Here is a 17,746-nt window from a genome sequence, read left to right on the forward strand (position 1 = left end):
GTAACTAAACGAAAAGGGATGGGTGCTAACAAGGATTTAGCAAAAAAGTCGAAACGATATTTATAATCGGTCATCGGTATGTAACATATAAGGAATTAAATGGAGGATTTATGGAAAAACAAAAAGGAAAGAACAAGACGTATATATCTATACGATTAAATATAATGTTCCTTTGCATATTTTTATTATTTTCAGCTATTATTATGCAGCTAGGAAAAGTGCAAATCGTAGAGGGAGAGGCATATAAGAATCAAGTAGAAAGTAGTCAAAATGCAACAACTAGCATTCCAGTTCCACGTGGACAAATACTAGATCGAGAAGGGAAAACAGTTGTTAATAATAAATCCCTTCGTACGATTACGTATACAAGGGTAAAGGGAATTACTAGTGAAGCTATTTTAAAAACAGCAAAAGACTTGGCAAAAGTACTTGAAATGCCTGAACAAGAAATAAATAAATTAACAGATATCGATAAAAAAGATTTTTGGATGCAGTTGAATACGAAACGTGCGGAGACAATGATTACGAAAAAAGATATAGAAAAGTTTAAAGAAAAGGGAGTAGAGGGAAAAGAGTTAGATAAAAAAATAGAAGACTTAAGACGAAGTCGCGTTACAGAAGTAGAATTGGCAGAATTAACAGCACAAGATTTAAAGGTGTTAGCTATTAAAAGTAAAATGAGCGCAGGTTATCAACTGACACCACAAATTATAAAAAAAGATGTAACAGATCAAGAGTATGCACGAATCAGTGAAAATCTTGCGGAGTTTCCTGGGGTAGATGCAACGGTTGATTGGGAGCGCAATTATGTAAATGGTGATTTATTTCGTTCCGTGTTAGGTAATATTACGAGTAGCGAAGAAGGTCTGCCAAAAGAAAATTTAGATTCTTATTTAGTACGCGGATATAACCGTAATGATCGTGTAGGGAAAAGTTATATTGAACAACGATATGAAGATGTGCTACACGGCACAAAAGCAGAAGTGAAAAACATTGCAGATAAATCAGGAAATATTATAAACACAGAAATAATTTCTAAAGGAAAAAGTGGTAATAGTTTAACATTAACGATTGATATGGAATTACAAAAGAAAGTGGAAGAAAGTTTAGAGAAAAATTTGAGAGCTTTTAAGAGTTCAGAGCCACTATTGGACCGAGCTTTTGTTGTTATGACGAATCCGAATAACGGACAGATTTTATCTATGGCAGGCAAAAGGATAGTAGAAAAAGAAGGGAAAATGGAAATCGAGGATTTGGCATTAGGTAATATGACGACGTCGTATGAACTAGGGTCAGCTGTAAAAGGTGCAACTTTATTAACTGGATATGAGACTGGGGCAATACAACCAGGAGATCAATTTTATGATGCACCGATGAAATTTAAAGGCACACAAGCTAAGAAATCGTGGAATGTATCCGGATTTGGTAATATTAATGATTTACGAGCGCTACAAGTATCTTCGAATGTATACATGTTCCAGACAGCTTTAAAAATTGCGGGCGTTAATTACGTACCAAATGGTTCATTGGATATAAAACAAGAAGCATTTGATACGATGCGCTATTATTTTAAACAATTTGGATTAGGCGTGCCAACAGGAATTGATTTACCGAATGAAATAATTGGCCAAACTAGAAAAGTAGATAGTCAGCCTGGGTTTTTACTAGATTTTTCTATCGGTCAGTATGATACGTATACGCCGTTGCAATTAGCACAATATATTTCAACGATTGCTAATGGAGGTTATAGAATGCAACCTCAAATTGTACAAGAAATACGAGAGCAATCAATAAAAGAAGAGGTTGGCAAAGTTATTCGTTCTATAGAGCCTGTCGTATTAAATCGAATTGATATGAAGACAGAACATATTAATCGAATAAAAGAAGGCTTTAGGTGGGTATTCCAAGAAGGTGATGGAACTGGTGTGAAGTATTTCAAAAATGCTCCATACAAGCCAGCAGGGAAGACAGGGACAGCTCAAACTGTATATGGTGGAGATGATCCAATTGGTAGAAATGCGAAAGGAGAACGTATGGAATGTTACAACTTAACGTTAGTTGGATATGCTCCATATGATAATCCAGAAGTAGCCTTTTCTGTAGTAGTTCCGTGGCTTCATAACGATAAAAGTGGAATTAATTCTATAATTGGAAAAGAAGTTTTAGATGTATATTTTGATTTAAAAAAGCAACGTATACATGGTGAGGGTGCTAGTACAGATAGTCCTAATTAAAATTAGTGAAATTTGATTACTTTTCTCAGGGGAAGAGACCCTATTTTATATAAAGCATTTATAAGTAAAAAGATGAGGTGTGAAATAAGGGGTAGCGTCGATCATAGTTGCTACTCTTTATTTTGTTAATAACACCGATATTAGTTATAAAGTTTTTTAAGATAATGGAACAAATTTATTTCGGTGATTGTCTATTATATGTAAGTAAAAAAAGTGTTAAGAACTTGAAAGGAATGATGATTTTGAAAAACAAGAGGATGCTAAAAATAGGAATATGCGTTGGTATATTAGGTTTAAGTCTTGCAAGCCTAGAAGCTTTTACAGGAGGATCACTGCAAGTTGAAGCGAAAGAAAAGAAAGGACAAATAAAACATAAAAATCAGGCGACGCACAAAGAGTTCTCTCAACTTGAGAAAAAATTTGATGCTCGATTAGGTGTATATGCGATTGATACTGGTACCAATCAAACAATTTCTTATCGACCTAACGAAAGATTTGCCTTTGCATCAACTTACAAGGCGTTAGCGGCAGGAGTATTGCTGCAACAATACTCTACTGAGAAATTAAATGACGTTATTACTTACACGAAAGAAGACTTAGTGGATTATTCACCTGTTACAGAGAAACATGTAGATACTGGAATGACAATAGGACAAATTGCGGAGGCTGCTGTTCGTTACAGTGATAATACTGCAGGGAACATTTTATTTCATCAAATAGGCGGACCGAAAGGATATGAAAACGCGCTTAGACAGATGGGTGATCGGGTTACTATGTCTGATCGCTTTGAAACAGAGTTAAACGAGGCTATTCCAGGAGACATTCGTGACACTAGTACAGCGAAAACAATTGCTACGAATCTTAAAGCTTTTACGGTCGGAAATGCACTTCCAGCTGAAAAACGTAAAATTCTTACAGAGTGGATGAAAGGAAATGCTACAGGAGACAAACTTATTCGTGCAGGCGTGCCAACTGACTGGGTAGTTGCAGATAAATCAGGTGCAGGAAGTTACGGGACACGAAATGATATTGCGATCGTTTGGCCACCAAATAGAGCACCCATTATCATCGCAATTTTATCTAGTAAAGATGAAAAAGGGGCTACCTATGATAATCAACTCATTGCAGAGGCGGCTGAAGTTGTCGTTAATGCTTTTTAGTGATAATCTCTCAATTCTCTATGTAATGTAATTGAAAATATGAACTTGGAAAGCGATTCTTTTTAATGTGAAAAGAATCGCTTTTTTGTATTCCTAATACATTTATAATCCAGGTAACAAAAGAATTAAATATATTATATGTAGTATTACCAATAGCTATACTGGTTAAGATTCCTATGAAGGCGCTTTATCAGTAAGAGAAATATGTAATTATACATATTTCTTTTTTATAATGTTTTTATATGCAAAATCCTTTACATATGCATTATTGATTATATTCAAAATGTCACAGGCCTTGATATGTCTGTAAAAACGTATCAAAATTTTACTTTAAGACACACCGTATATAAATTTTTGATTGGGCAAATTCCTCTTTTTTAGGAAGAGTAAAAACACCTACTATAAAAATTTTCACAACAGAGCCAGATAACGTGATAAAGTAATTATTGCTGTGCATGTAAATATCAAAAAAAGCCTTACAAAATGATGTGGTAATAGTTTAGCTTATACGATTTTAGGAAATTAATAGCATTTTATGACGTTATTATTAACCTAGTTTTCAAGAAATAGAGGTGAATGTAGGATGACTAAACCTTTTAAAAAAAATAGTCGTTATATGGTAGGGTTGGACAGTCTAAGGGGTCTAGCTATACTAGGTGTTATTTTGTATCATATTAATTTTAATTGGATGCCTGGAGGGTTTTTAGGAGTTACAGTATTTTTTGTACTTTCAGGTTATTTAATTACAGATATTCTAGCCATGGAGTGGAAGAGAAATAAGAGAATTGATTTGAAAAAATTCTGGCTTAGTAGGGCAAGAAGATTGCTTCCAGGAATGCTTGTTATGCTCGTTATAACATTGGCATGGATTACGATTTTTCATAGCTCTTTACTTGAAAAGATGCGTGGAGATTCATTAGCAGCATTATTTTATGTTAGTAACTGGTGGTATATTTATCATAAATTATCGTACTTTGATAATTTTAACCAGATTTCGCCATTAAATCATTTTTGGTCGTTAGCAGTCGAGGAACAATTCTATGTTGTCTGGCCGTTTATTATTAGTTTAGGACTTTACTACATAAAAAAACAATCCCGTATGATTTTATTGATTTGTCTAGGAGCATTTGCTTCAGCTTTAGCAATGGCAATTTTGTATGAACCTGGAGTTGATCCGAGCAGAATATATTATGGTACAGATACGAGGGCCTTTTCATTACTTATCGGAGCGGTACTTGCCTTAGTTTGGCCAAGCAATAGGCTTGCTAATAAAATTATCCCGAAGGCGCGTTTCATTCTTGATGTAGTGGGTGGCATTGCTCTTATTATTATTTTGGTTATGTTTTGGAAGACCAATCAATATGATCCATTTCTATACAAGGGAGGAATGGTTCTCTTATCAATTGCAACAGCATTGTTAGTGGCAAATCTAGCTCATCCAGCTAGTCGCATTGCTCAATTTTTACGATTTAGACCTTTACGTTGGATAGGGGTAAGATCGTATGGCATATACCTCTGGCATTATCCAATTCTGACATTAACGACTCCAAAAGTAAATGCAGGGGATTTTTCAATAATAAGAGCAATCCTTCAATTTCTTCTGATAATATTGATTGCGCAAATTTCATGGAAGTTTATCGAAAAACCAATCCGACAAGGTGCGCTCCGGAACATTCAGTTTAAGAACTTAAGACTTCAAAATGTCACTTTAGGTGTTAAGTTAGCTTTAGTTTGTTCATTATTCTTTACGTCAATAGCAGTTTTAGGCTTATTAAATGCTAGTAAGGCTAAGGGGAATTATCAACAAGATAAGGTAGAAGCAGTACAAACACAACCGGCGCCACATCCAGTTGCTGTTTGGGAAAAACCAAATCAAGAAACGCCTCTAAATCAAGGGGAATCAAAAGAAGCAAATTCTGCACACCCTAAAAATCCACTCACAGTTACTGCGATAGGCGATTCCGTTATGATTGATATTACTCCATATTTAAAAAATACTTTTCCTGATATCAGGATTGATGCGCAAATTGGCCGTCAGCTGTCAAAAGCGATTTCAGTAGTTGAACAGTTAAAAAATGAAGGGAATTTAGGAAACTATGTCATTATCGGATTAGGTACAAATGGAGCCTTTACTACTGAACAACTTGTTTCATTAATAAAATTAATTGGAAACGAACGTAAAATAATATTTATTAATACGAGAGTGCCACGTCCGTGGGAATCAATTGTGAACGAGAGACTGAAAGTAACAGTAACTAAATATCCTAATGTAACTCTAGTTGATTGGTATGCAGCAAGTGCTGGAAAGAAAGACTACTTTGCACCTGATGGTGTGCATTTAACCAATGTAGGTGCAGAAGCATACGCAGTCCTTGTGGCTAAAGCGGTTAATCAATAATTAATTATATTTGATCAAATTCTTTTGCACAGTTAGCTGAAATAAAAAAGATCTATGTTTGAAGAAATAAACTTTTGGCATTTAGCAATAATTCCTGTAATTCATAATACAATGACAAGCGAAGTTTGGTTGAAGACTTCGCTTTTTTGTACGGGACATGAATGGTGTCGATACCTTTTACTATACATATGGCATAACAAAAATGTTGAATTTCTGTGGTTTTAACAAAATGGTTGTCATTTTATATGTTAATAATCCTGTTCTGTAGGGCTCTTTAACGGGCTACTTATATTTTTCTTACAAGATAATGTATTAGTTCAGTTAGTAATCTTTTAAATGATTTTCTATGATTAAGTAAATATTTCATTTGTTAATATTGATGTATGTAATTTTATTATCTTTCGAAAATGTAATGTTGAAATCATGTTTTTGAATTTTTCTTCAAACGAAAACAGATTAAGATTACAGTATTATAAAAATCAATGAGGTGAACAATATGAAAAAATATATGTCATTTTTTAGTCTATTAGTTGTATTTGCAAGTCTATTAGTTGGGTGTGATATTAATCGTATCGTTAAAAATGAATATTACGTTCAAATTACAATGGATTGAAAAGAGGGAGTTTCAAAATCTATGAATGGTAAAGGGGTATGAATATGCATTATCGGGTTTTGATAAGGAAGGTAAGGAAAATGAGTTAGAATTTATTGTACAAAAGAATCTTCGTAAAGAAGCATTCCTACGTGTATATCATTCAGAGAAAAAAGGTGTAACGGCTTGGAAGGAAGTGCAGGAAGACGAGCTTCCTAAGAAAGCAAAAGAAAAACTAGGTGTGAAATAATCATTTATTTGTGATGGTGGATTCTCCTACGTGGAGGGTTCGCCGTTTTTTATTATATGTTATGTTGTAGTTTTTTATATAAAGCATATTAAAAAGTGAGCGTTTCTTTCTGATAAGTTTGGGGATTAATTTACTAAGGACTATGACAAATTTAAGAACAAGAAGAAAAGTATTTGATACTAGAATTCTGGAAGCGCTAGGATAGAAATTAAATGTTTTTGTAAAAAAAGAATTGACTTATATACTAGTTGTAACTAAAATGGTTACATAAAGATGTAATCAAAAAAGTTACATCGAGTGTCTGTTTTTTGAAAAAAATGTGCACAGTTATCTTTTGTTAAAAATCAAAGTTAATCTTTTTTGAAAGGGTTAGTTTTGAAAAATATATTAAGGTAACTCAAAAAAGAACAAGATATAAAAAGATGTACTTATATAAACCAGAAATTTAGCTGAGCTGGATAATAAAAATAAAGGTAGGAGATTTAAATGGAGACGAAACAAGATAACCTTATTTATGTATGGGACGCTTATTGTGGATGGTGCTATGGCTTTTCAGAAAGTATTAAAGGGTTTTACAAAAACCACACTGAAATGCCGTTAACCGTTTTATGTGGAGGTTTATTCTTAGATAATTTACCAATGAAAAATTTCTCATATATAGAAGAGGGAAATAAAAGAATTAATCAACTCACAGGTGCAGAATTTGGTCCTTCATATCAAAAATTGGTGGAAGAAGGTACTTTTAAAATGAATTCGAAAGATGCTGCAATTGGTTTTTCAGCATTACGCTCATTAGCTCCAGACCGTTTGTTAGAATTCACTTCGGCTATGCAAAAAGCGTTTTATTATGAGGGACAAAGTCTAAGTGATCCTGAGACATATCGTAAGATTGCAATCGAGCATGGTTTGGACCCTGAACAAGTATTAGACCGCTTAAACGCTCAAGAAACAGTAATAGATGTCCAAAATGATTTCAATAAAGTTCGACAGCTTGGTGTTAATAGTTATCCTTCATTACTTTTACAAAAGGATAATCAAATTATTCCTATTGGTGGCGGGGTAATGACGCCAGATAAAATCGAAGCACGTTTTAAAAGTTTATATTAAAAAATCTTAAGCTACAGTATATTGCATGTAACGTTTTAAGAAAAACTACTATAAGTAAATGGACTAAACCTTTTTTATAATAGTTGGTTTCAATTTGTATTTAAACAGTCCAATTTTATTATAGGTCATAGTAATAAACATATTATCTTACGCCAACTGACATTTATCTCCCGAATAATTGTTTGTGCTGTCACACTTTCAGGTGAATTGAATAGGGAGTTTCTATTTGTACAAGAAAAAAATGTGTGATTTATTTAATAACTTTAACAAAAGGAGAGAAACATTCTATGTTTAAAACAATCGATACAAATCAAAAAGATATAAAATTGACGGTGTTTAGTTCAGACGAAAAAAGTTTCATGGTCACTGCAACCTTAGTTGAGAAAGCAGGACATGCATTTTTAATAAACTCAAAATTTACTCAGTCTGATTCGAAAGAAATAATTGATTATCTGAAAAAAAATAACTTATCTCTAGATAAAATCTTTATTATTCATGGGGATCCAGACTACTACTTTGGATTAGAGAGCATTAAAGCTGCTTATCCAGAAGCTATAGCGTATGCTACAGAGTCTACGGTTGAACATATTGCTCATTCTGTATTAGGGAAATTGAAAGTTTGGAAAGATGCACTTGGAGAAAATGCACCAAGTAATGTGGTATTACCTCAAGTGTTTAAGGAAAAATCTATTGATTTTCAGGAACTAACATTTGAACTAGTAGGCTTAGACAATTACAGAACTAGCTTATTTAACAGAGAACTGAAATTATTAATTGGTGGTATAGATGTATTTAACGAAATCCATCTATTCTTAGCAGATACTAGTTCAAAAGCAGCGATGGAGGCATGGATTGAGAACTTGAGAGTGTTACAAGCATTACAAGCTGACGTAATTGTACCTAGCCATGGATCAATTGAAAAATCATTAGATAATCAAGCGATTACTGCAACTATGGATTATTTAAGAACTGCAATTCAAGCTTCTGAGGAAAGTAAGAATTCAAACGATTTTGTAGCAAAACTTGATGCAGCATATCCAGGCTATACAAATAAAGGTGTATTAGAATTAAGTGCAAAAGTTGTAACAAAAGAAATGCCTTGGGGTTAATGCTATGAATAAATATCAAAAACTATTACATGAAACGTATGTGTTAACTGGCGAAGGAAAATTAGATGCTTTTAAAACGTATTTAAGTGAAAATGTATCTTGGACAGAAGCTGCTGGGTTTCCATATGCGGGCACTTATGTAGGTCCTGATGAAGTAGTTAAAAATGTACATGAACGTCTTGGAACTGAATGGGATAACTATAGCGCTAAAGATGAAATTTATGCTTTTAATAACAATACTGTTATCGTGTATGGAAAATATAGTGGAACGTATAAAGTAACAGGGAAATCATTTGTTGCAGATTTTTGTCATCTTTATGAGTTTGATGAGAACGATAAGGTTAAGAAGTTTATCCAAATTGTAGACAGTGCAATTGTTAATGAGGTATTAAATTAGGATTACTAGTTTCTAATATGCCTCGTATAAGGAGTATTGTTAGGATAAATGTGTTTTCCTAACAATATCTCTTACATCACATTATGGGAAAGAGTTTTCCTGTATCAAGGGTGTTAACGAAGATGAATTATAAAATTAGAAGAGGTAGGTATATATGAAAGTAGAGAAAAATTTAATAGTAATAATTATTTCTGTGTTTATTTTAGGAATTGTGTCGACTTTGATATTTCAAGCTTCAACTGGTAATACCAAAGGCCATTCAATAAAGGGTGAGAATGCTGCATCGGTATCGAGAGATAATGTGACAGAAAAAGAAAAGAATAAAAAGATGGTAGTTGATTTCTATAATGAAGTTTTTAACAAACATAATATCGATATTATCCCTAAATATGTAAGTGAAGATTATCAGCAACATAATCCTTTTGTTGCTGATGGCCGAAAAGCCTTCATGGATTTCTTTAAGGAGGACTTTGTAAAAAATCCAAATTCCTCTGCAGAGATTAAACGTGTAGTAGCTGAAGGAGATACAGTTGCCCTCCATGTACATTCTCGTACTAATTCTCAAGATAAGGGAGTTGCTATAGTGGATATTTTCCGTATAAAGGATGGAAAGATTGTTGAACACTGGGATGTAATTCAAGAAATTCCAAATGAGGCAGCTAATAATAATACGATGTTTTAGGTAGAAGATATCTCTAATAATTGTTTAATTGTTAGAGATATATAGAATCTTGAAATTTAGACAAGTTATGTTTTAAGATGAGTAAAAATAAAGGGATGTCCTAGATATGTTACTAGGGCATCCCTTTTTGTTTTAATAAGATTTAATCTAATATGATGTATAGGGTACTTATTGTATGTATTTTTTATCATTAAATCACTTCATGATTAATGACAATCGCTTATGTCTTGAAAAACTATTCATTTATTTGAAATATAGTTTCATCAGGTCTGGAGAATCCATACAATTTCCTTGCGAACTTTAAAATACCTTCTTCGCTCTCTGTTAAAGTTTTAATATCGTTATTCATAATAACGTCCTATGATTTCTAATTCAGACAATCTTTTCTTTTCTTTATTTAGTGTAATTTGTTTTTCTTGAATCATTTGTTCTTGCTTATAAATGCAGATTTGAATGGAAATAACCATAGGTAGCATAAAAGCAAGTGCTAATAAAAGACGACGTCTTAGCTTTTTATTCGTTTGTAGATTCTTGTTAGAATTAATTTGTATTTTTGAGATGGATTGTTGTGGTAGTGAATTTGGGATACTCCCCATTTTAATGCCTCCATTACCTATGTATAGAATTTAAACTGCTTAAAAGTATTATATATGCTAAATAGATAATTTTGAACTTATATGTGTAAAGAGAAGTTTTATGAAATTTAAATAAACTCCCTATTTAGTTGCAAATAAAAAGCACCATAAAAGGTGCTCAATAACTACCACTGAGTTGATCATGATTATTTTACGTATGTTCCTGATAAATGTGCATTTTTTGTATAAAAACTTTATTTTATCAATTTGTAGGTTGATACTGTTCCCAAAACGAAAAGAACCAAGTAAAAAAGTCTTTGTAGTAGGCCTGCAGGTAAGGGGAAAAGAAAAACAAGTGAGATAAGGATTGTTATTACTATTAAGCTTAGTAAACAGAAATATGTCCATTTTCCAGCTTTTTTAAGATTCTTAGCAAAAATAAATAATCCTGGAAATACAGTAAGCATACCTATCCAAACTAGAATAGAATGTCCAATTAGGTTTATATCTGCAGGAATTAATCCTGAAACTATAGTAGAGACTCCTATTATAAGTATAAAAAATGTTGCTATTTTATTAATTTTTGTTTTTTCTAGATGTTGTGAAATATATAGTACTCCAATACAAAATGTTATTCCATTAAGGATAAAGAGTAAATTCATCCAAAAGTGATTAGGGGAGCATATTTCATAAGGCGCTATTTCGTAGGTGAATTCTCCACAGGTTGTTACACCTAGGTCACTCATTGTGCATGATGCAAATAGTTATAAGGTGCTGTAGAAATGAAAATAAAGAAAGGTTCAATTAAAAAGTATAGGCAAGTTAAAATCCAGCTAAATAAGCCAATTTTATATGATATATACATTAGATTCGCCCCTTGAAAAAGTATAGTTCCTTTATAGATGGTTACATTATCGGAAGTAAAAAATTGTAAATCAAGAGTCGGTAATTCTGTTCAATAATATAGGATTTTCTGGACAAATATGCTTAGCGGAAAGACGTATAAAAAATGGATGGAGCAAAACTTAACTAAATAGTTATTTGAAAATAAATAACGGCAAAAACGTCAGGCAACCAATTAAGTTGCCTGACGTTTTTGCACGGTAAAGGATAGATTCCTCTACAAAAGGGAGAAATAAAGAAAAATGTTTTTAAATGAAATTCATAAAAGATTGATAGGCACTACCGAGGGAAAATACCGCAGCTACCGCATGGGCAGTCCATTTAGGCTATTTAATTTTAATATGGTGTTGTGTAAGATTCCGTATACGATATAAATGATCAATACAAATGCAATTAATTGAAGTGCTAACAAAAATAGTGGGTGTTCTAAAGCACTAAAGTCAAGTTGTTCCATTAATTTATCACACTCTTCATTTAATATATTAATATAATTAAAATGAAGAGTGTGAAGGTTTTTACTATAAAGTTTCAAATCTGTATATATTTGACGGTAGATAAGTGAATGTTAACCAAAACCCTACTGTATAAAAAAGAGAAGCGCTTAATCCGGACGCTCCTCTTAATGCCAATATACAATAACTATTCCATTATAATGTATAAGCGTAAAATATTTAACAATTAGCTATGTGGTAAAAATTTTATTTTGTGTTAGTTTAAAAATAAAAAAGAGCACTTAATAAAGTGCTCTCGTGACGAGATTCATTTTGTAAAGACTATTTTATAAAGAAAGGAACACTGAATATTATATGTGCGTGCAGTTAATTGAGTTCGTTTTTTACAAAAAAGAGCAGTTAGTAAAGGCTAACTGCTCCAATCATGGAAAATGGTTCGAAATGGGTTGTCTATAGTATTGACGGAATATTGAGGTTTATTTAGGGGTACCTAAAGGATTTCTTTTTAACTTAATCCATATACCACAAACAAAATAAGGGCTAAAAATACAGATAATGAAAATGTCAGAAAGACGGTTATTATACTCCTGAGCATCGCTTTCCAGTTGCGTACTTTAGTTGTGTTCTGCCATTATGGTGAGATTTGTAATTCTATTAAAAATAGTAACAGCTCGTCCAAACTTATCTAATCTATCTTACATAGTATGTAGTAATAAATTTAAAGGAGGAATCTAGTATGTCTTATTACTACGATGATTATTGTAAGGATTCCAAAAAGAAATATCATGACTGTCATAAAAGCAGTAAGAGTTATGACAAATGTGATAAAAAACATGAGGAAAAGCCTTGGTTTAATGTAAAAGTGAATTGTTGTTCTGATGATAGCGGATATAATCTTGTAAGAGCATCTGCTTTTAGAGCTGTGAGTACAGTTAATCAGAATTTGCCAGCAAATACATTTGTTAAAGTTTTATTCCAAAATGAACAATTTGATTTAGCAAATGAATATAACCCTGCAACATCCATTTTTATACCTAAGACAAGAGGTGTTTACTCTGTTATTGGAACAATTGCGTTCATTCCCAATAATCTAAATGTAAACTATAGAGCGCGGGTAGAAATTCGTGTTAATGGGAATCCGGCAATTGCAATAGATAATGATTTTTTTGGCCCAATAAACTTTGCTAATGTTGTAGCTGTTTCATCGATAATTCAATTGAATGCAGGGGATATAGTTGAGGTTTTTGCACAAAGTAGCGTAGCTGGAGTTATTTCAAATGTAGAAAATAGTACGCATTTTGAAGCTGCAAGATTCCCGTCTCCACAAGTATAGGTAGTATGAAATCTTGTCAGTAATTTTATCTAAGTAAAGTCCCTAATTTATATTTGCCCTGCATAAATGCGGGGCTTTTTTCTTTGTAAAAAAGTTATTCGAAGAGGAAAATAAACGAATTTCTTCCTAGTTGTATAGAAAGTGGTGGGTGATATGAAGTGAAGCAAAAACACGTGTTAGCTCAAGAAGATTACATGAAAGGTATGAAGTGCAAGGAACTGGCTGAGAAAAAAAGCATGGTTGGAATCGAAAAAGGCTGCACCTAGATGTCTAAAGGTGAAAGAACAAATTGTTTGGCAGTAACATTGCAAACTTATCAATCTATTCTAGGGTTTGTTACAGGGTACGATGAGACTAAGAAGTTCTTAAAATTGAAAAAATCCCCTTAATAATGTTAAAGAGACCTTGCTCACGCAAATAATCTGTAAATCAATTCATTTTTGATATACAGATCATTTGTATGATAATATTTATAAAGAATTGCTAAAGAATGAAATTATATAAATGCTTTTAGAAGTTCTTGAATTAATGGGATTGCTCCACCAATAAATTTTAAAACTGCCATTGCGATTTCCATATTATTCTCTCCTCTGCTTTTGTATTAAGATGTGTGAATCTTTATAACCTTATTATAGTAAGCGCTTACATTTATAACAATACATTTTTGTATGCAATATTGCATATTTATACGTTTAGACAAAAATTAGGCTCTATTAGTCATTCTTTAATGGTATCATATCGAGGTGTGAGTCTTTAAGGGTTTTCACTAATAGGAGGAAATATGGAAAGAGTACAAGTAATTTACAGTAATCTGAAAATTAAAATTTGGGCTAAACAGGTATTAGCTGTAGGAGGAATATTAGGTTTCTGCTACTTGGTGTTATATGTTTTTAGTTTCTTAGTTGCTATGTAAATATTATATAACTAAACTAGTAGAGTCTTGCCTAGATAGGTAAGGCTCTTTTGTTTTTATCTGTGATGAGCAAACTACATACAAAGCCTCTCAAGTTTGTCAGATACTATGTATGGTGCCTTATTTCTATATGTTTTAGAACGGCTAAACCCTATCATTGAAAGTAAATATACTTCTATTTAAAAGTTTCCATTTATATTGAAAACACAATTGTATTGATAAAAAATGTGTTTTTACTAGATACATCTTAAAAAGACAAGCATAAGTTATATTACGTTTTGATAAAATCTTTTTATCTTTGAAAAGGATTTTAATCTTAAAAATAGATTTGATCCCTTTCTGTATACCTTAATTTTTATATTACCATATGAATATAATATACTGAAAATAATTTAAAGGCAAGAATATTAGTAGAGGTTCGCCACATGCCCATCAACTTAAAATTTTAAAGTAGCCCCTAAACGAAGAATTTTTTTAAAATTGATTGATAGTAAACAAGAAAGGTTGGCAAATCACTAACTAAAGAAATTTCTTCAGGTAAGCTAATCAGTAATATATCAAAAGATTCTTTACAAAATTTAGAGATATATTTCGTAGGTGTTTATCCTTCTATTTGTAGATTGGAAATGCTGATATAATCCTACCAGTTGATTTATCAAGAGATATCTGGATTTGCATTCCGTTCATTGATTTTTTAATATATGTATTTTTAGTTCCTTTGACAAATTGGGCGTTTTGATAAGCATTCATTAATGCACTTCAAAACTTGTATTCTATTCCAGGAAGAGCTATATATATGAAAGTAAACTCCGTCGTACTGCAAGTGCTGTATATTGACGACAAGGTTATGTGGAAAATATGAGGTGGAAAAACATGAACATCCAGAGTCACATGAAAATCAACCGTCAGATGGCGATACTTGCGACGATTAGAAAGCTGTAGTTTGCAACGAGAAGACATTTGATGAGTTTGCATAATATGGGGGCATTCGAAATGTAAACAGGATTATGAACGATTTGCAATTATACGTAAGTAAGACGATGCAAGGGGAAGAGTATGTGTACTATCTCAATAAAGAAGGGCATGCCATGTTTGGTGACGACGGTAAGGTTGTTTTGAGAGGAAAGCTTGCGCATGCAATATTACGTAATGATGCATGGTTACATTTATTTTGTCCGGACGATTGGCAAATTGAAATTGATATACGTTATAAAAAGAATGGAGAGAAAAAGAAGATTGTCCCAGATATGAAGTTTCGGGATGAAGAGGGGATATTTCACGCAGTTGAGGTAGATCGCTCACAAAAAATGAAAATAAATGAATGGAAGTAATTAAGGAAGCATTAAGAGTATTAAAACCTGGCGGTGAATTTGTCTTCTTAGATTTGTTTATGGATGAAAAAATGTTTGGGGAGAAAAAAGAACTCTTAAATATTTTAAAAGAATATGATGTATCTGAAGTTAATGGCTACAAGCTTGCTGAAGAAATGAAGCTACCAAGGATTTTATTGAACAAAAAAGTATTAGGAAATGCAATGATTTTGAGTGGAAAGAAATAAAAATGTATTTAATTTAAATCCCGTATACATCTTTTGTACTAGTAGTTCTAAGTCTAAAAGTATGTACAATTACACCATTTGACTAATGGGTAAACTTTACAAACTGATATATACTAGTATTGTGTCTTGCCTTTTTAGGTGCAGTACACAGCCGGTGATTGGCTAGTGGATGTTCTTCCATTTTGCCAGTGCCGGTTTTTTGTTGGATAATAGAGAAAATGAAGTTTTTATAAAGAAAGAAGGGGTTGTTTTGAAAGATGTAAATTCTATCTTTATGAGAGAAAAGATTGCTAGTACTTATCTTTATTTTATTTCTTTTCTTGGTTTGGTTACTATAACTATATCTTTACTTGAAATTAAAATCCCTTCTCATCCAACAATACTAATATTGTTGTTACTATTTATGGGGATTGCAGAGTATTTTCCTGTAAGATTTTGGAGAGGAACTAGCTCGCTTACCTTTCCGATCATTTACGCTATGAGTTGGCAGTTTGGAATCCATATAACTATTATTGCTATTGTACTCGTAACGCTAATTATTCACCTGCATCGTCGTTCACCGATACAAAGGATATTATTTAATAGTACTCAGCATGCACTTAGTTTGATTTTGGCCGAATGGTTTTCAAACAAATGTATGTCCTTATTACTTAATAAGATAGTTATGTCGGTTCTATATGAAAATTTAATATCTTTGTTATTATTTTGCGTGTTTTTTTGTTTTTTCAACAATCGTTTTTACGATTTGTTGATGATACTTCTTCCACAGCCATATTCAATATATCAGTGGTATAAAAAAACTGTAACGGTATTTCTTTGCGAAACTTTTGGTTTCTCTTATGCGGCCCTGATGCATGTATTAATTAGTATATATAGTGTGGAAATAAACGAGATTACAGTACTGTTTTTCTTTTTTCCACTTGTAGCAGCTTCCGTTATTAGTTCTTTTTCTGTACGGATAAGGATGGAGAAGGAACGATTATATGAGTTATTTCTTATTACGACCGAAATTAGTCGAGGATTAACTGGAGGAAACTTGAAACATATTAAACAAGCACTTAAAGGTTTTTTTGGCATACAAGCATATGTAATATGGACAAAAGATGATGGGAACTGGAGTATTCTATTAAAAGATGGGAAAGTGCGCTCTCGTATTTCTGATGATTCAGAAAAATTAAGGACGTTTGAGGAACTTTCTAAAAATCTTGTATTTAATGATTGGAAAATTGGTACGGCTCCTAGAGATGAAATATTTGATAGTGTTATACGCTCACTTGTATATTTTCCTCTTATAGTAAATGATGAATTAGTCGGAATGTTTGTTGCAGGGAAAAGTAGAAATGCGGGTTTCTTTCCGGAAGATGTACAGTCGTTAGCTACATTTTCTAACCAATTAGCTAACGTAGTTAAAACAAGGATATTGATTTCTGAACAGGAAAAAAGAATGATCTTAGAAGAAAGAAATAGAATCGCCCGTGAAATCCACGATGGTATTGCGCAAACATTAGCGGGGGTAATATTCCAACTAGAATCCGCACAGAAAAAATACCGTTATAAACCAAAAGATATGCAGCAAGTAGTTGAGAAAAGCATAAAAGATTTAAGAGGAAGCCTAGGAGAAGTTCGCTATTCAATTTATGCTTTAAAACCATATCCGACACAACAATTAGGCCTTAAGCAGGCAATAGCAAGTAAAATAAAATCTTTAAAGCAAGAATACGAACTAGACATTACCTATCATGAAAGAGGTCATGCACGTGCGCTTAGTTTTTCAAAAGAAAGAGTTATATTTGATACATTACAAGAGAGTTTGCAAAACATTGTAAAACATGCACAAGCAAAAAAGGCTGATGTTTTACTCAGTTATCAAAGTGAACACGTTCTTTTAAGGGTTAAGGATAATGGAGTTGGCTTTTCACTATTTGAGTCTATGGTTAAAACAAAGAATGAGCCACATTATGGTATATTACATATGAATGAACAAGCTGACCAATTAGGGGCTACTTTACAGATTGATAGTTCTATAGGAAAAGGGACAGAAATTACACTGTTAATTCCCGATTCACAAACAAGGGGTGCGTAA

10 protein-coding genes and 8 pseudogenes are annotated in these 17,746 nt (G+C 32.5%); 13 read left to right on the plus strand and 5 right to left on the minus strand.

All coding sequences use genetic code 11. The features are described from left to right. Window positions 1-110 precede the first annotated feature (110 nt). Together ATN06_RS12420 and bla are read left to right on the plus strand one after the other, a co-directional pair. Entirely contained in the window at window positions 111-2,234 is a 2,124-nt protein-coding gene (locus ATN06_RS12420; RefSeq protein WP_060630886.1) for a peptidoglycan D,D-transpeptidase FtsI family protein, read from the plus strand. A 233-nt stretch (window positions 2,235-2,467) separates the two neighbouring features. Continuing rightward, a complete protein-coding gene (gene bla / locus ATN06_RS12425; protein ID WP_420480584.1) occupies window positions 2,468-3,394 on the plus strand; it encodes a class A beta-lactamase Bla1 in 927 nt (308 codons plus the stop codon). Between the two features lie 10 nt (window positions 3,395-3,404). On the opposite strand, the pseudogene ATN06_RS28360 reads toward bla, so the two are convergent. Next, window positions 3,405-3,572, minus strand: a pseudogene (locus tag ATN06_RS28360) (undecaprenyl-diphosphatase); the annotation flags it as partial. A 405-nt stretch (window positions 3,573-3,977) separates the two neighbouring features. Here ATN06_RS28360 and ATN06_RS12430 point away from each other — a divergent pair. The 6 genes and pseudogenes from ATN06_RS12430 to ATN06_RS12455 all read left to right on the plus strand — a co-directional run bounded on the left by ATN06_RS12430 (window position 3,978) and on the right by ATN06_RS12455 (window position 9,929). Further along, window positions 3,978-5,792 carry an acyltransferase family protein gene (locus ATN06_RS12430; RefSeq protein WP_060630887.1) on the plus strand — a complete coding sequence of 605 codons (1,815 nt, stop codon included), beginning with the start codon at window positions 3,978-3,980 and terminating at the stop codon, window positions 5,790-5,792. Window positions 5,793-6,288: 496 nt separating this feature from the next. Further along, window positions 6,289-6,634: pseudogene (locus ATN06_RS12435) on the plus strand (YxeA family protein). A gap of 486 nt (window positions 6,635-7,120) precedes the next feature. Then, a complete protein-coding gene (locus ATN06_RS12440; RefSeq protein WP_060630888.1) occupies window positions 7,121-7,741 on the plus strand; it encodes a DsbA family protein in 621 nt (206 codons plus the stop codon). 287 nt (window positions 7,742-8,028) lie between these two features. After that, window positions 8,029-8,850, plus strand: coding sequence for an MBL fold metallo-hydrolase (locus ATN06_RS12445; protein ID WP_060630889.1), 822 nt, complete (start codon window positions 8,029-8,031; stop codon window positions 8,848-8,850). 4 nt (window positions 8,851-8,854) lie between these two features. After that, complete coding sequence (locus ATN06_RS12450) at window positions 8,855-9,247, plus strand: nuclear transport factor 2 family protein (RefSeq protein ID WP_060630890.1); 393 nt, start codon at window positions 8,855-8,857, stop codon at window positions 9,245-9,247. Between the two features lie 154 nt (window positions 9,248-9,401). Further along, window positions 9,402-9,929, plus strand: coding sequence for a nuclear transport factor 2 family protein (locus ATN06_RS12455; RefSeq protein ID WP_060630891.1), 528 nt, complete (start codon window positions 9,402-9,404; stop codon window positions 9,927-9,929). Window positions 9,930-10,164: 235 nt separating this feature from the next. Here the strand turns inward: ATN06_RS12455 and ATN06_RS12460 are convergent. From ATN06_RS12460 to ATN06_RS12470, 3 pseudogenes are all read right to left on the minus strand, one after another. Continuing rightward, a pseudogene (locus ATN06_RS12460) lies at window positions 10,165-10,525 on the minus strand (FtsB family cell division protein). 233 nt (window positions 10,526-10,758) lie between these two features. Next, window positions 10,759-11,369, minus strand: a pseudogene (locus tag ATN06_RS12465) (DUF998 domain-containing protein). 286 nt (window positions 11,370-11,655) lie between these two features. Then, window positions 11,656-11,861: pseudogene (locus ATN06_RS12470) on the minus strand (hypothetical protein). A gap of 734 nt (window positions 11,862-12,595) precedes the next feature. Here ATN06_RS12470 and ATN06_RS12475 point away from each other — a divergent pair. Beyond that, window positions 12,596-13,192: an ABC transporter permease gene (locus tag ATN06_RS12475; RefSeq protein WP_060630892.1), complete on the plus strand. Its 597-nt coding sequence runs from the start codon at window positions 12,596-12,598 to the stop codon at window positions 13,190-13,192. A gap of 496 nt (window positions 13,193-13,688) precedes the next feature. Here ATN06_RS12475 and ATN06_RS29425 read toward each other — a convergent pair. Next, a pseudogene (locus tag ATN06_RS29425) lies at window positions 13,689-13,874 on the minus strand (hypothetical protein). 99 nt (window positions 13,875-13,973) lie between these two features. On the opposite strand from ATN06_RS29425, the gene ATN06_RS29600 reads away from it, so the two are divergent. From ATN06_RS29600 to ATN06_RS12500, 4 genes and pseudogenes are all read left to right on the plus strand, one after another. Beyond that, window positions 13,974-14,105 carry a hypothetical protein gene (locus ATN06_RS29600; protein WP_254904408.1) on the plus strand — a complete coding sequence of 44 codons (132 nt, stop codon included), beginning with the start codon at window positions 13,974-13,976 and terminating at the stop codon, window positions 14,103-14,105. 963 nt (window positions 14,106-15,068) lie between these two features. Continuing rightward, window positions 15,069-15,433: pseudogene (locus ATN06_RS12490) on the plus strand (replication-relaxation family protein); the annotation flags it as partial. Further along, window positions 15,430-15,663, plus strand: a pseudogene (locus ATN06_RS12495) (class I SAM-dependent methyltransferase); the annotation flags it as partial. The pseudogenes ATN06_RS12490 and ATN06_RS12495, both read left to right, overlap by 4 nt. A 250-nt stretch (window positions 15,664-15,913) precedes the next feature. Beyond that, window positions 15,914-17,746 (plus strand): GAF domain-containing sensor histidine kinase, encoded by a 1,833-nt coding sequence (locus tag ATN06_RS12500; protein ID WP_060633136.1) that lies wholly within the window; start codon window positions 15,914-15,916, stop codon window positions 17,744-17,746.

Origin of the sequence: Bacillus thuringiensis, assembly GCF_001455345.1 — a bacterium.
Taxonomy (GTDB): domain Bacteria; phylum Bacillota; class Bacilli; order Bacillales; family Bacillaceae_G; genus Bacillus_A; species Bacillus_A thuringiensis_N.